The sequence below is a fragment of the Nocardiopsis sp. YSL2 genome (assembly GCF_030555055.1).
Lineage (GTDB): Bacteria > Actinomycetota > Actinomycetes > Streptosporangiales > Streptosporangiaceae > Nocardiopsis.
Genome location: NZ_JAMOAO010000001.1, coordinates 304,703 through 319,357, shown reverse-complemented (window position 1 = coordinate 319,357; position 14,655 = coordinate 304,703). Strand labels below are relative to the sequence as shown.

10 protein-coding genes are annotated in these 14,655 nt (G+C 73.0%); 6 read left to right on the top strand and 4 right to left on the bottom strand.

Translation table 11 applies throughout. From position 1 onward, the window contains the following. Window positions 1–163 precede the first annotated feature (163 nt). The 3 genes from M1P99_RS01350 to M1P99_RS01340 all read left to right on the top strand — a co-directional run bounded on the left by M1P99_RS01350 (window position 164) and on the right by M1P99_RS01340 (window position 5,196). Window positions 164–1,663 (top strand): carboxylesterase/lipase family protein, encoded by a 1,500-nt coding sequence (locus tag M1P99_RS01350; protein ID WP_304455522.1) that lies wholly within the window; start codon window positions 164–166, stop codon window positions 1,661–1,663. Between the two features lie 199 nt (window positions 1,664–1,862). Beyond that, complete coding sequence (locus M1P99_RS01345) at window positions 1,863–3,152, top strand: acetyl-CoA carboxylase biotin carboxylase subunit family protein (protein WP_304450873.1); 1,290 nt, start codon at window positions 1,863–1,865, stop codon at window positions 3,150–3,152. A 16-nt stretch (window positions 3,153–3,168) separates the two neighbouring features. Beyond that, window positions 3,169–5,196, top strand: coding sequence for a CocE/NonD family hydrolase (locus M1P99_RS01340; protein WP_304450872.1), 2,028 nt, complete (start codon window positions 3,169–3,171; stop codon window positions 5,194–5,196). A 78-nt stretch (window positions 5,197–5,274) separates the two neighbouring features. On the opposite strand, the gene M1P99_RS01335 is transcribed toward M1P99_RS01340, so the two are convergent. Beyond that, a complete protein-coding gene (locus M1P99_RS01335) occupies window positions 5,275–7,674 on the bottom strand; it encodes a Tex family protein (protein ID WP_304450871.1) in 2,400 nt (799 codons plus the stop codon). A 592-nt stretch (window positions 7,675–8,266) separates the two neighbouring features. Then, entirely contained in the window at window positions 8,267–8,626 is a 360-nt protein-coding gene (locus M1P99_RS01330; RefSeq protein WP_304450870.1) for a hypothetical protein, read from the bottom strand. Window positions 8,627–8,847: 221 nt separating this feature from the next. On the opposite strand from M1P99_RS01330, the gene M1P99_RS01325 reads away from it, so the two are divergent. After that, window positions 8,848–10,155 (top strand): MFS transporter, encoded by a 1,308-nt coding sequence (locus tag M1P99_RS01325; protein ID WP_304450869.1) that lies wholly within the window; start codon window positions 8,848–8,850, stop codon window positions 10,153–10,155. A 25-nt stretch (window positions 10,156–10,180) separates the two neighbouring features. Next, window positions 10,181–10,966 (top strand): winged helix-turn-helix domain-containing protein, encoded by a 786-nt coding sequence (locus M1P99_RS01320; RefSeq protein WP_369696483.1) that lies wholly within the window; start codon window positions 10,181–10,183, stop codon window positions 10,964–10,966. A 111-nt stretch (window positions 10,967–11,077) separates the two neighbouring features. On the opposite strand, the gene M1P99_RS01315 is transcribed toward M1P99_RS01320, so the two are convergent. Then, window positions 11,078–11,941 carry a deoxyribonuclease IV gene (locus M1P99_RS01315; protein WP_304450868.1) on the bottom strand — a complete coding sequence of 288 codons (864 nt, stop codon included), beginning with the start codon at window positions 11,939–11,941 and terminating at the stop codon, window positions 11,078–11,080. 143 nt (window positions 11,942–12,084) lie between these two features. Next, window positions 12,085–13,461 (bottom strand): FAD-binding oxidoreductase, encoded by a 1,377-nt coding sequence (locus M1P99_RS01310; RefSeq protein ID WP_304450867.1) that lies wholly within the window; start codon window positions 13,459–13,461, stop codon window positions 12,085–12,087. Window positions 13,462–13,522: 61 nt separating this feature from the next. On the opposite strand from M1P99_RS01310, the gene M1P99_RS01305 reads away from it, so the two are divergent. Continuing rightward, window positions 13,523–14,647, top strand: coding sequence for a YafY family protein (locus M1P99_RS01305; RefSeq protein WP_304450866.1), 1,125 nt, complete (start codon window positions 13,523–13,525; stop codon window positions 14,645–14,647). The last annotated feature ends 8 nt before the right edge of the window (window positions 14,648–14,655 follow it).

Here is a 14,655-nt window from a genome sequence, read left to right as displayed (position 1 = left end):
CCGACCGGGTGGTATGTTACCGGATGGTACGGCACGGAGGCCGGGGTCACCAGGGGTGGAAGCACAAGGTCCGGGCACCCCGGCGCGGGAGGTTCGCCTCCGGGTCTTGCGCAGGGTTACCTAACGTTGTTAGGTGGGTGCACGGATCTCCTGGGAGGAACTCGTGGACGCAGAACAGACCGTGACGACGACCGGCGGGAGCATTCGGGGGGTGGCCTCGTCTCGCTCGGACAGCGGAGCCGTCACCGCCTTCCGGGGCATCCCCTACGCCGCCGCGCCCTTCGGCCCCCACCGCTTCGCCGCGCCGGCCCCCGCACAGGCCTGGACGGGCGTGCGCGAGTGCGTGGACTTCGGGCCGCCCGCGCCCCAGGGCGACCAGATGGTCGGCGCCGCCGCGTGGAGCCCCGAGACCTCGCTGGACTGCCTGGTGCTCAACGTGTGGACCGCCGCCCGTGAGGGCGACCGCGCGCCCGTGCTCGTGTGGATCCACGGCGGCGCCTACATCGTGGGGGCCGCCTCCGAGGCCACCTACGACGGCACCCGGCTCGCCGAGAGCGGCCTGGTGGTGGTCAGTGTCAACTACCGCCTGGGTTTCGAGGGGTTCGGCCACGTGCCCGGACGGCCCGACAACCGGGGCCTGCTCGACCAGGCGGCCGCGCTGCGCTGGGTCCAGGACAACATCGCCGCCTTCGGGGGCGACCCCGGCAACGTGACCGTGGCCGGGGAATCGGCCGGGGCGGGATCGGTGGTGTGCCTGATGGCCTCCCCGGGTGCCGAGGGGCTCTTCCGCCGCGCCATCGCCCACAGCGTGCCCGGCGACCACCTGACCCCGGAGACCGCGCGCCGCGTGTCGGAGCGCGTCGCCGAGGCCGCGGGCGTCCCCCTGGACGCGGACGCGCTGGCGGCGCTGCCGCCCGAACGCCTGCTGGAGGCCACCGCCGCCGTCCTGGCCGGTCCCTCGCACGGGCCGGGCGTGAAGGTCAGACCGTTCACCTGCTACGCCCCGGTGGTCGGCGGCCCGGAGCTGCCCGAACCGCCGCTGGAGGCGGTGGCCAAGGGCCGTGTCCACGCCGTCGACGTGCTGCTCGGGCACAACGCCGACGAGTACCGGCTGTTCACCGAGCTCGGCCAGAGCGTGGAGATCGACGGCGACGCCGCGCTTGAGGCCACGGCCGCGCGGGTGGGCCTGCCGGAAGGCGCGTTGGCCCGGTACCGCCGGGTCCGGCCCGGCGCCGATCTCCGTGACCTCTACTGCGCCATCATGGGAGACGCGCTGTTCGCGCAGTACACGGTGGTCCTGGCCGAGGCGCACGCGGCGGCGGGCGGCCGGGCGCACTTCTTCCGGCTCGGGTTCCGCAGTCCGGCGATGGGCGGGCGCCTGGGCGCCTGCCACGGCCTGGACCTGCCGTTCGCGTTCGGGAACCTGGACACCGACTTCGGCCGGTTCCTGCTCGACGGCCCGCCCCGGCCCGAACACCGGGGGCTCTCGGACCGGATGGTCGCCGCCTGGCGGGACTTCGCCGCCTCGGGCGACCCGGGCTGGCCCGCGGTCACACCCGAGGCCACCGCCGTCAAGGTCTGGGACACCGTGGACGAACTGCACGCCACCGACGAGTCCCCGCTGCGGGACCTGTGGGCGAAGGTGCCCTTCTCACCTCGGTGACCGGTCGCCGTGACGGCCCCGGGCGGCGCGGTCCGGGGCGGGTCACCGCGCGGTAAAACCTGCGGAAGTCCCCGCGGGAGTGAGGTGCGGGCCGACTCACCGGGCACCGTCTGAGGTAGGGGCCGGTTCGGTCGGTGCCCGATGGCCGACGCGGAGTCCGGGCACGGCCACCGACGACGGTCCTCGTCGGAGGTGCGCGATGACCGTGAACGTGTTCGTCCTGGGACTGGACGAACAGAATCGCCGAGTGCTGGAGGACCTGCCCGGAGCCGACCGCCACCGCATCCTCCCGCTGCTCCGCTGGGAGGAGATCGGCCAGGCCCACGAGGTGGACATGCCCGCCCTGCTCGCGCTGGCGGAGCGGCGCCTGGACACCTTCGAGGGGACCGTCGACGCCGTCATCGGCTACTGGGACTTCCCGGTGAGCTCACTGGTCCCGCTGCTGTGCGAGCCCCGCGGCCTGCCCTGTACGCCCCTGGAATCGGTCGTGCGGTGCGAGCACAAGTACTGGAGCCGCCTCGAACAGCGCGCGGTCGTCCCCGAGGCCGTGCCCCGGTTCGGTGAGGTCGATCTGGATGACGACGTCAAACCGGAGGGCCTGTCCTACCCGCTGTGGGTGAAGCCGGTGAAGTCCTTCTCCTCCGAGCTGGCCTTCCGCGTCACCGACGACGACGGCTTCCGCGAGGCGATGGAGGAGATCCGGGCGGGCGCCGGCCGGATCGGCGATGCCTTCCAGTGGGTGATGGAGCGCGTCACCCTGCCGCCGGAGGTCGAGAAGGCGGGCGGCACCGCCGGTCTGGCGGAGGAGGAGGCCGTCGGCGAGCAGCTCACCGTGGAGGGCTACGTCCGCGACGGGGTCCCCCGGGTGTACGGGATCATCGACTCCCCGCACTACCCGGGCACGTCGAGCTTCCTGCGCTACGAATACCCCTCACGCGTGCCGGAGGAGGCCCAGGAGCGGCTGACCGACCTGACCGAGCGCGTCATCTCCCGGATGGGGCTCAACGACACGACCTTCAACGTCGAGTACTTCCACGAGCCGGACAGCGGCGCCATCACCCTGGTGGAGATCAATCCGCGGCACTCCCAGTCGCACGCGCGGATGCTCGAACTCGTGCGGGGGGTGTCCAACCACGAGATCTGCCTGCGCCTCGCCCTGGGGCAGGAACCACCTCTGGATCGCGACGGGCGGTACGCGGTGGCCGCCAAGTGGTTCGTGCGCCGATTCGGCGACGGGTTCGTGGCGCGTGCGCCCACTCCGGAGGACGTGGCCCGCGCCTGCGGACGGGTGCCCGACGCGTGGGCGGAGGTGGTGGCGCACGAGGGGGAGTGGCTCTCCGACCTGCCCATCCAGGACAGCTACAGCTACGAGCTGGCCCACGTGATCGTGGGCGCCCGGGACACCGACGAGTGCGAGCGCAGGTACCGGGAGTGCGCGGGGGAGCTGCCCTTCACGATCCTGGACACCGACGACCGGTCGCGAGAGTGAGGAGGGACCGGACGCGATGCGAACCGTCAGCGACCTGCCCAACGAGGTCCGTGAGGACGAGTACGTCCAGGTCCCGGTCAGCGACGGGGTCCGGCTCGCCGCGCGGATCTGGCGGCCCGTGGACAGCGGGGACCGGCCCGTGCCCGCCGTCCTGGAGTTCATTCCCTACCGCAGGCGGGACCTGACCGCCCAGCGCGACTCGATTCACCACCCCTACATGGCCGGGCACGGGTACGCGTGCGCGCGCGTGGACCTGCGGGGCAGCGGCGACTCCGAAGGGGTGCTCACCGACGAGTACCTGGAGCGCGAGCTGCTGGACGCCGAGGAGGTGCTGGCCTGGCTGGCGGACCGGCCCTGGTGCGACGGGCGCACCGGGATGATGGGGATCTCCTGGGGCGGGTTCAACGCCCTGCAGGTGGCCGCGCGGCGGCCCGCGAGCCTGCGCGCCATCGTCACGGCCTGCTCGACGGACGACCGCTACAGCGACGACGTCCACTACATGGGCGGATGCCTGCTCGGGGACAACCTGTCCTGGGCCTCGACGATGTTCGCCTACAACTCGTGCCCGCCCGACCCCGAGCTCGTCGGCGACACATGGCGCGAGATGTGGCACGAGCGGTTGGAGAACAGCGGTCTGTGGCTCGACACCTGGCTGCGCCACCAGTACCGGGACGAGTACTGGAAGCACGGGTCGGTCGCTGAGGACCTGGACGCGATCGAGGTGCCGGTGATGGCGGTCAGCGGCTGGGCCGACGGCTACTCCAACAGTGTCTTCCGCCTCCTGGCCGGTCTGCGCTCGCCGTGCCTGGGGCTGCTGGGGCCGTGGTCGCACAAGTACCCCCACCTGGGGCAGCCCGGGCCCGCCATCGGCTTCCTGCAGGAGGTCGTGCGCTGGTGGGACCGCTGGCTCAAGGGAGTGGACAACGACGTGATGGACGCGCCGGCGCTGCGGGCGTGGATGCAGGAGAGCGTGCCGCCGTCCACGGCCTACGAGGAACGGCCGGGGCGCTGGGTCGGTGAGCCGCGGTGGCCCTCGCCGAACGTCGTCGTCGACTCCCGCGCGATGGGGGCCGGACGCGTACTGGGGGAGGGGGAGGCCCCGGACCCGGAGGCGGTCTCGACGCTGTCGTCCCCGCTGTCGACGGGGCAGCACGCGGGCAAGTGGTGTTCGTACAACGCGCCGCCCGACCTGCCCTACGACCAGCGTGAGGACGACGGCGGGTCGATGGTGTTCGACAGCCGGCCGCTGACCGAGCGGGTGGAGATCCTGGGTTCGGTGGTGGTCGAGCTGGACCTGGCGGTGGACCGCCCGGACGCGATGGTCGCGGTGCGCCTGTGCGACGTGACACCCAAGGGGGAGACCACGCGGGTCACCTACGGGCTGCTCAACCTGACGCACGCGGGTGGTCACGAGGTACCGGAGCGGCTGGAGCCGGGGCGCCGGTACCGGGTCTCGGTACCACTGAACGGTGTGGCGCAGGCGTTCCCGCCCGGGCACCGGATCCGGGTCGCGGTGTCGACCTCGTACTGGCCGCTGGCCTGGCCGCCGCCCGAACCGGTGACACTGTCGGTGTTCCCGGGGGAGCACACCCGCGTCCTGCTGCCGGTGCGCCCGGCCGGGGCCGGCGGCGGGCCCGTGGCGCCCTTCGGCGAGCCGGAGGGCACGGCCCCGGTTCCGACCAGCGTGGTGGAGCTGGGGGAGCAGCGGTGGGACCTGTCCCATGACCTGGTCCACTATCGGAAGTCGCTGAACGTGGTCAAGGACCTGGGGACGGTGTCCTTCGACGACATCGACCTGCGCGTGCGGCGGCGGGCGGAAGAGCGCTACAGCTGGGTCGGCAACGACTACGACACGGTCCGGGGGGAGACGGTGTGGACGATGGGCTTCGCCCGGGGGGACTGGTCGGTGCGGACCACGACCCGTACGGTGCTGACGTCGACCAGGACCGACTTCCACCTGCACGCCACGCTGGACGCCTATGAGGGGACGCGCCGGGTGGCCACGCGGATCTTCACGTCGGTGATCCCGCGCGACCGGGTGTGAGCCGCGCGGTGCGCCCGCGTGAGCAGCCGGGGCTCGGCCCGGCGGCCGGGACGCGGTGGTCCCGGCCGCCGGCGCGGCCTAACGGCCCAGACCCGCGCGGCGCAGTGCGTCGGCCATCGCTCCCGAGGGCGCGGCGTCGCGGCCCCCGGTCTGGCCGCCGCGTCCGCCGCCACGGCCGCCGCGGTTGTTCCCCTGGCCCTGACCGCCCTTGCCCTTGCCCTGAGGGCGGCCCCTGCCGCCACCGCCGCCACCGCCGCGCCGCTCCTCGCCGGAGGGGGCCTCGTCGTCCAGCCGCATGGTCAGTGAGATGCGCTTGCGCGCGGTGTCGACCTCCCGCACCTTGACCTTGACGATGTCGCCGGACTTGACCACGTCGCGCGGGTCCTTGACGAAGTCGTGGGACAGCGCCGAGACGTGGACGAGCCCGTCCTGGTGCACCCCCACGTCCACGAACGCCCCGAAGGCGGCGACGTTGGTGACCACGCCCTCCAGGATCATGCCTGGCTCCAGGTCGTCCAGCTTCTCCACGCCCTCCTTGAAGGTGGCGGTGGTGAAGGCCGGGCGCGGGTCGCGGCCGGGCTTGTCCAGCTCGGCGAGGATGTCGGTGACCGTCGGCAGGCCGAAGGTGTCGTCGACGAAGTCCTGCGGGCGGATCGCGGACAGGGCCGCCTTGTCGCCGATCAGCGACGGCAGGTCGGTACCGACGCGCGCCAGGATCCGGCGGACGACCGGGTAGGCCTCGGGGTGGACCGCGGACGCGTCCAGGGGGTCGTCACCGCCGTTGACGCGCAGGAATCCCGCGCACTGCTCGAACGCCTTGGGGCCCAGACGCGGTACTGATCGCAGCGCCTCGCGGGTGCGGAAGGGCCCGTTGGCGTCGCGGTGCGCGACGATGTTGCGGGCCAGGGTGGAGGTCACGCCCGACACCCGGGTCAGCAGCGGCACGGACGCGGTGTTGACGTCCACGCCCACGCCGTTCACGCAGTCCTCGACCACCGCGTCCAGGGAGCGCGACAGCTTGGCCTCGGCGAGGTCGTGCTGGTACTGGCCCACGCCGATGGACTTGGGGTCGATCTTGACCAGTTCGGCGAGCGGGTCCTGCAGACGGCGGGCGATGGAGGCCGCGCCGCGCAGGGACACGTCCAGGTCGGGCAGTTCCTCGGAGGCGTAGGCGGAGGCGGAGTACACCGACGCGCCGGCCTCGGAGACCATCACCTTGGTGAGTCCGAGCTCGGGGTGGCGCTGGAGGAGGTCGGCGGCCAGGCGGTCGGTCTCGCGGGAGGCGGTGCCGTTGCCGATGGCGACGAGTTCGACCTCGTGGGCGGCGCACAGCTTGGCGAGCCGGTCCAGCGAGCCGTCCCAGTCCCGGCGCGGCGCGTGCGGGTAGATCGTGTCGGTGGACACGACCTTTCCGGTGCGGTCGGTGACGGCGACCTTCACCCCGGTGCGCAGCCCCGGGTCCAGGCCCAGGGTCGCGCGGCTGCCCGCGGGCGCGGCCAGGAGCAGGTCGCGCAGGTTGGCGGCGAAGACGTTGACGCCGTCGTCCTCCGCCTGCTGCCACAGGCGCATGCGCACGTCGATGTCCAGTCGCACGAGGATGCGGGTGCGCCAGGCCCAGCGCACGGTGTCCTGGAGCCAGCGGTCGGCGGGGCGGCCGCGGTCGACGATGTCGAAGTGCGCGGCGATGGCGTTCTCGTAGGAGCTGCGGGGCGTGGTGCCGTCGGGGTTGTCGGCGGGCGGCTCCTCGGGCTCCAGGTTGAGCGTGAGGACCTCCTCCTTCTCGCCCCGGTACATGGCCAGCACGCGGTGGGAGGGAAGCGCGGTGAGGGGCTCGGAGAAGGAGAAGTAGTCGGCGAACTTGGCGCCGGCCTCCTCCTTGCCCTCGCGGACGGTCGAGCCCAGGCGTCCCCTCTCCCAGAGGCGTTCGCGCAGGTGACCGGAGAGGTCGGCGTCCTCGGCGAAGCGCTCGACCAGGATGGAGCGGGCGCCCTCCAGCGCGGCCTTGGCGTCGGCCACGCCCTTGTCGTCGTCGACGTAGGCGGCGGCCGTCTCCTGCGGATCCAGGGACGGGTCGGTGAAGAGTGCCTCGGCCAGGGGCTCCAGGCCCGCCTCGCGCGCGATCTGGGCCTTGGTGCGCCGCTTGGGCTTGTAGGGGAGGTAGATGTCCTCCAGGCGGGCCTTGGAGTCGGCGGCGTTGATGCGCGCTTCCAGTTCGGCGTCCAGCTTGCCCTGGGAACTGATCGACTCCAGGATCGCGGTCCGCCGCTCGTTCAGTTCGCGCAGGTAGCGAAGGCGTTCCTCCAGCCGGCGCAACTGGGCGTCGTCGAGTGTCCCGGTCGCCTCCTTGCGGTACCGGGCGATGAAGGGCACGGTCGACCCGCCGTCGAGGAGGTCGACGGCGGCGCGGACCTGGTGCGCGCCCACACCGAGTTCCTCGGCGATGCGCTGGTCGATCGTGGGTGTCGCAGGGATCGTCACTGGTTAACGTCCACTCTCTGGATGTTCGGTGCGGGGACATTCTCGTGCCGGTCGGGGACAATGTCATCCCGGACGCCCTCGTGTCCCCGGTCCCGCGGAGTCGCAGGTCCGGCGGGACGACCCGGGCGCCCCGGTGTCCCCGTGTCCCAGGGTCCCGCACCGCGGGCGTGAACGCGTACCGGGCGCGCGGGTGGCCGGTTCGCGCGGTCGGAGCGCAGAGAACGGCGGCCGCGGGCGGTCCCGGCGGGGCGCGTCTTTGCGGTCGAGGGCCCGGGCGTGGCGAACGCCGTCACGGGGAGTGAGGGCGGGCCGGATGACGGGCCGCACGGCGCCCGGATGCAGCCTGTGGCGGCGAGGAACCCGAGGGCTTGCGTTCCGGGAGGAATCGCCACCTGTCCCACGGCGACGTTGTGGTGGTGTCGTTGCGCACGCGGACCGGAATGCTTCCCGCAGCTGTACCGCCTGGGTGTGGGTGTGTGGACAGCGGGGCGTGAGTCACGCGTCCCTGCCGCCCCGTAGGGGTGTCTGGAGGAGGGGCTCACCCGGCAGCCAGCAGGGTGAGCCCCTCCAAGCCAGGCAGCTCACGGCCGGGTCACAGTGAGGGGTTGTTGCCCTCGGCCAGGTCGGGTGCGTAGTACTCGTCCAGCGGGATGGGTCCGCGGTAACCCTGGCACATGCACTGGCGGTAGGTGGAGCCGGACTGCCCCGTCCAGCGACCGGGGATGACCACCTGGGTCTGGCACTTCTTGGTCTCCTTGTCGTGGAAGACCAAATGGTGTCCGCAGCCGCACAGGGGCTGGGGCGGCTGCTGCCCGTTGTTCAGGGCGCGGGCCTGCTCCTGGCGGCGCTGCCGTTCGAGGGACTCGCGTGCCTGACGCCTGGTCGCGAGGCGGCCGAAGGCGAATCCGCTGAGTGCGATGGCCGCGCCGAGCACCAATGACACCGGATCCATCGGGTGGCTCCCTTCCTAGTCCCCACACGTGCCCAGCCGAGGGCTCGTTCCATTGTCGCGCATGGGCCGGTGAACGGGAATCGGGTGCGGCCTCCGGTGTCGGGCGGCGTGTGTGACGGAACGTGTCCGCGAGAGATTTCCAAAGAACCATTTGCATCAGAAACTTTGCAAAGAGATCTTTGGAATACGGTGGCGGTAACCACACCACGCAGGGAGCCGAGATGGACCCGACCCCCGTACCCGCCAACGCCCACCGGGCCCCGACCACCCGCCTGGGCACCGACTTCCACCGGTTCTGGGCCGCCGGAACCCTGACCAACCTGGGCGACGGCATCCTGAGCACCGCGTTGCCGCTGATCGCCGCCACTCTCACCCACGACCCGCTGGCGGTCTCCGGCCTGGCGGTCGTCCGCTTCCTGCCGTGGCTGCTCTTCGCCCCGTTCGCCGGTGTGCTGATCGACCGGGTCGACCGGATGCGCGCGATGGCGGTGGCCAACGCCCTGGCCGCGGTCGTCGTCGCTGCTCTCACCATCACCGTGGCCACCTCGACGGCGACACTGGGAGTGATGTACGCGGCGCTGTTCGCGGTCACGTGCTGTGAGACGGTGACCGACCCCGCGAGCCGGATCGCCGTCACCCGGCTGGTGCCGGGTCGGCTGCTGGACCGGGCCAACAGCCGGCTGGAGGGCGGGCGCCTGGTCGCCCAGGACTGCGTGGCCCGCCCCCTGGGCGGCGCGCTCTTCGCCGTGGCGGCGGTGCTGCCGGTGGCGGGTACGGCGCTGTCCTACGCCCTGTGCGCAGTGCTCACGATCCTGATCGTGGTGTCTCGGCGTCGGTCCGGTCGGGTCGGCACCGGGCGGACCGAGCCGGTGCGCGGCGCCGCGGTGAGTGCCAGCCGACAGTTGCGCGAGGGCTTCGGCCACGTCTTCGGGAACCCGCTGATGCGTGCGCTCGCGCTCAACAACGCGGCGATGATGATCGGCCTGCAGATGGGCACGGCCGTTCTGGTCCTCCACGTGCGGCACGAGTGGGGGGTGGGCGCCGCCTATTTCGGGCTCTTCACGTCGTCGCTGGCCGTGGGCGGTGTCCTGGGCGCGGTGTGCGCGGCACCGCTCATCGCCCGGCTCGGTCGGCGAGCGGTCCTGCTGGGCGGCTACACGGTCGGCGGGCTGGGCCTGGCTCTGATGGCACTGCTGCCCGACGCCTACCTGGGTGCGGTGGTGTTGGCGGTCGTGGGGCTGTGCCTGGCGCTCACCAACATCGCGGGCTCGCTGCTGTTCCAGACCATGGTCCCCGACCATCTGCGGGGCCGCGCATCCGCCGCCTTCCGTGCGCTTGGTTGGGGCCTGGCCCCGGTCGGTGCGCTTGCCGGCGGTCTGCTCGGCCGGGTGGACCTGTCCCTGCCCTACCTCGTCGGCGGCCTGACCATGGTCGTGGCGGTGGTCGTCTTCCGCCGTGTCCTCACGGAGTTCGCGCGCCGGTCGGATGAGTCCGCCGCCAACCTGGCCGCCGATGCGGTCCCACGGTGACCGGCCCGGCACATGAAGGAAGGACGTGCGTGAGCGCGGTGCCGGGGGTCCGTACGCGCACACACCGGGCCCCATCGACAAGGACTACGGTTTGACCATGCAGCACGACCCGCGGGATACCGCCCCCGAGACCGAGCGGCCGCAGCCCATGGAGGTCGACGCGCTGGCCCTGCGCGGCCTGGCTCACCCACTGCGCGGCCGCCTCCTGGAAGAGCTCGGCCGCAACGGTCCCGCCACCGCGACGCTCCTGGGCCGGCGGCTGGGGGAGAGCAGCGGTTCGACCAGTTATCACCTGCGCCAACTCTCGCGTTACGGGTTCATCGACGAGGACCCCGGCCACACCGGCGGCCGGGAGCGCTGGTGGCGGTTGCGCCCCGGCGGCTGGTCGGTGGCCGGTACCGAGTTCCTGCGCGACCCGGAGACGCGTCAGGCCGCGGCGGCGGTCCTGCACCGCCACTTTCACGAGCGGAAGGAACGCTTCGACGTGTGGAACGCCTACGCTCAGGCCCGGCCCAACGCTCCCGCCGTCCGGCGGTGGGACCCGGCCGCGGGCGACTCCGTCGGCCATCTGCGGATGACACCACGGGAGGCCGAGGAGTTCCGCCTGGAGCTCATGGAGGTGATCCGGGCCATGTCGGACCAGTACACGGGGCGCACGCTTGAGACCCACCCCGGCACCGAGAGCGTGGAGCTGCAGACCGCCCTGTTCCCGAACCTGGACGAGGCACGGGCCTGGGCGCGCGACACCACCGAGGACGGGGAGGCCGTCGACATCGCCGCGGACGGTCCTGGCGGCGAGCCGGAGCGGTAGGGGCCCGTGCCCGGAGGTGTCCGTCAGGGGGTCCCGCCCCGACCGTGCAGTGGCCCCGCGCGGTGGCGGCTGGTGCGGGGCCGGCGGCGGGACGCGCGCGGGCCGGAGGGGTCAGCTCTCGCGCAGCTCCTTGAGGGTGGCCACGTCCTCCCCGTGCGGACCCTCCGGACCCGGCGTCTCCACGACGATCGGCACGCCGGCGGAGACCGGGTGGCGGAACAGCTCCCCGAACGGTTCGGCGCCGATGTGGCCCTTGCCGATGTTCTCGTGCCGGTCCTTCTTGCTGTCGCACGGGAACTTGGAGTCGTTGGCGTGGATCAGCCGCAGCCGGTCGGCGCCCACCTTCTCGCCGAACCGGTCCAGTGTCTCGCGCATCCCTTCGACGGTGGAGATGTCGTGCCCTGCCGCGAACAGGTGCGCGGTGTCCAGGCACACGCCCACGTTCGGGTGCCAGTCCAGGGCCTCCAGGTAGGGCACCAGGTCGTCGACGGTCGCGCACAGCACCTGGCCCTGGCCCGCCATCGGCTCCAGCAGCACGGGCGGCACGTCCTCGCCCAGCCGCTGCACCAGGGGCAGCAGCCGGTCGCGCATGCGCTCCAGCCCGGCGTCGCGGCCGCCGGAGACCGCCGACCCGGTGTGCACGACCACGCCTCGCGCGTTGATCTCGCCGCCGCGCACCAGGGCGTGCTCCAGCGACTTCAGCGACTTCTCGGCGGTCTCCTCGTTGGGCGCGCCCAGGTTGATGAGGTAGGCCGAGTGCACGAACAGCGGCAGGTCCGTGCGTTCGCGCATCCGGGCGTCCTGGTCGGGGTCGCCTTCCTTGGTGGCCCACCCGCGCGGGTTGGACACGAAGACCTGGACCGTCTCGGCGCCGATCTCCTCGGTGTAGGCCAGACCCTTGGTGGCCATGCCGCCGGCGACCGGGACGTGTGCTCCGACCGGGGACCGGGGGCGTTCGTTCTTCTTCTTGTTCATAGCGCGCACCAGCCTAGAGGGCGCGACGCGCGGCGCGCGTCCGACCGGCCGCACGCCGCGCGCCGCGCGTCCGGTCCGGCCGCGGAGCAGAGCAGGACGCCCAGGCCGCCCAGGCCGCCCAGGCCGCTCGGGGCGCCCGGGGCTCAGGCCAGGGGCGGGATCGGGTGGTTGGCGCGGACGAGGTCGCCGGGGTCGACGGCGGCCTTGACGCGGGCCAGGCGGGCGAAGTCGTCGGGTGCGAATGCCTCGCGGACCTCCTCGGGGGCCAGCGGGCCGAAACTGAAGTTGAGTGAGCGCCCGAGCACGTGGTCGGCGAACAGGGCCGCCGCACCGGCGCGCAGGGCGGCCCTGTCGGGGGTGTCGGAGTCCTCGGCCGCCGTGAGGACGGCGATCAGGTACGCGGCGTCGCGGTGGCCGACCGCGTTGGCGGTCTCGGGTTCGCGGGCCAGGGCGCCGCCGAGGTGGCGCAGCCCGACCACGGACATGAACGGCAGGAACGGCCCGGTGCGGTCGACGAGTTCGGCCACGGACGCCGGGTCGAGGTCGGACAGCAGCATGGTGCGCGAACGGTAGCCGTGCGGGTGGTCGGGTTCGGCGTAGATCGAGCCCGACTCCGCGTAGGGCAGGTCGCGCATGGTGTCCATCAGTACGGGGGCGGCCTCGCGCAATGGGGCGACGACGTTCGGACCCTGGTCGAGCGGTCCGGTCCAGACCGCCGCGACCTGGGCGATGTGCCGCCCGCGCAGGGCCTCGGGCACCCCGGGCACGTCCGGCAGGACCAGGACGGTCATACCGCAGGTGAGGTCCTCGGGTGCGTTCCGGGTCCACTCGTGCCAGGCGTCCAGGATGTCGGGGCCGGCGTCGAAGAACAGGCTCCCCCCGTGGACCCGGCTCACGGGGACGAGGCCGACCTCCATCCCGGTGACCACGCCGAAGGACCCGCCGCCGCCCCGCAGCGCCCAGAACAGCTCGGGGTCGTGCTCGGCGTCGACACGGCGCACACGGCCGTCGACGGTCACCAGTTCGAGGCTTCGGACATGGTCGGCGGCGAATCCGTACCGCCTGGCCATCAGGCCCACACCGCCGCCCAGGGTGTAGGGCACCGCGCCCACGCCGGGAGCGCTGCCCGACAGGGGCGCGAGCCCGTGCTCGGCGGCGGCCCGGACCACCTCTCCCCAAGGGGCTCCGGCCTCGACCCACGCGGTGCGCCGGGCGGGGTTGACCCGCACGCCCGACAGCCGGCCGGTAGTGACCAGGACGCCCCCGTCCAGGGCCAGTCCCGTGCCGTGGCCGCTGGCCTGGACCGCGACCGGCAGATGGTGGTCGGCGGCCGCGCTGACGGCGGCGCGCACGTCCTCGGTGCGGGTGGCCCCGACCACGACGGCGGGGCGGTGGCGGCCGAGCAGCTGGAGTCCGGTGCGCTCGGTGTCGTAGTGGTCGGACGAGGGTGTGGTCACGGGTCCGCTCACCCGGTCGGACAGTGCGCGGACCAGGGCTGAGGGTGTCGAAGTGGTCGTCATGCGGTCACCGTAGGGACCCTTGCGGCCACATCCTGGCCGCATTGTCCGGCAGTCTGGGGTCATGGACGCGAACCCGGTCCGCAAGGACATGCCGCAGCGGCTCCTGAGGCTGCTGTCACTGCTGCAGGGCGGCCGCGCGTGGTCCGGTGCCGAGCTCGCCGACCGCCTGGGCGTGAGCGCCCGCACCCTGCGCCGCGATGTCGATCGGCTGCGGTCGCTGCATTACGAGGTGGAGGGCACCACCGGCGTCGCGGGCGGGTACCGGCTCGCTCCGGGCCGCGACGTCCCGCCGCTGCTGCTCGACGACGAGGAGGCGGTCGCGATCGGGCTGGGACTGGTGACCGTGGCCGGGGTGGAGGAGAGCGCGCTGCGGGCGCTGGCCAAACTCCGCCGGGCGCTGCCCGCGCGTCTGCGGCCCCGCCTGGCCGCGGTGGAGGGGACGACCACGGCGGTGCGCGGGCCGGAGGCCTCGACGGTGAACCCGCGCAACGTGGCCGCATTGGGGGACGCCTGCCGGGGCCGTGTGGTGGTGGACTTCGACTACCGGGACCGGCGGGGCGGAGCCGCGGAGCGCCGGGTGGAGCCGCACCACCTGGTCGCCCACGGCGGCCACTGGTACCTGATCGCGTACGACACCGCACGTGACGACTGGCGGAGCTTCCGCGCGGACCGGATCAGCGGTCTGCGCGCCACCCTGCGCCGTTTCGTGCCCCGGGAGATGCCCGCGCCCGACCCCGCGACGTTCCTCACCCGCCGCTTCGCCGCGGCGACGTACCTGCACACGGTGTCGTTGGAGGTGGACCTGTCGGCGGAGGAGGTGCGCAAGCGCGTGTACGGGCCGTTCCCGGGTGTGGTCGAGGCCGTGGAGGAGGGGGTGTGCCGCGTCCGGCTGAGTGCCGACTCTCTGGACCTGGTCTGCCAGTACACGGCGGTCGTGGCCGCGCTGGGGGCGCGGTTCACCCTGGACGCGCCGCCCGAGGTCCGCGAGCGCCTGCGCACCGCGGCCGGGTTCCTGGCCGAGGACACGGCGGGCCCGCCGCACGCGGTGGGGCGGTCGGGGACGGGGAGCGATCCCGAAGCCGTGGGGCCTTCGGGGGCGGCGGGTGCCCGCGGGTCCGCGCGGCCCCGCGGGTCGGCCTCGGGCGGCGGGAACGTCAGCGGCGGGACTACGCGGAGCATGCCCTAGTCTCAGGG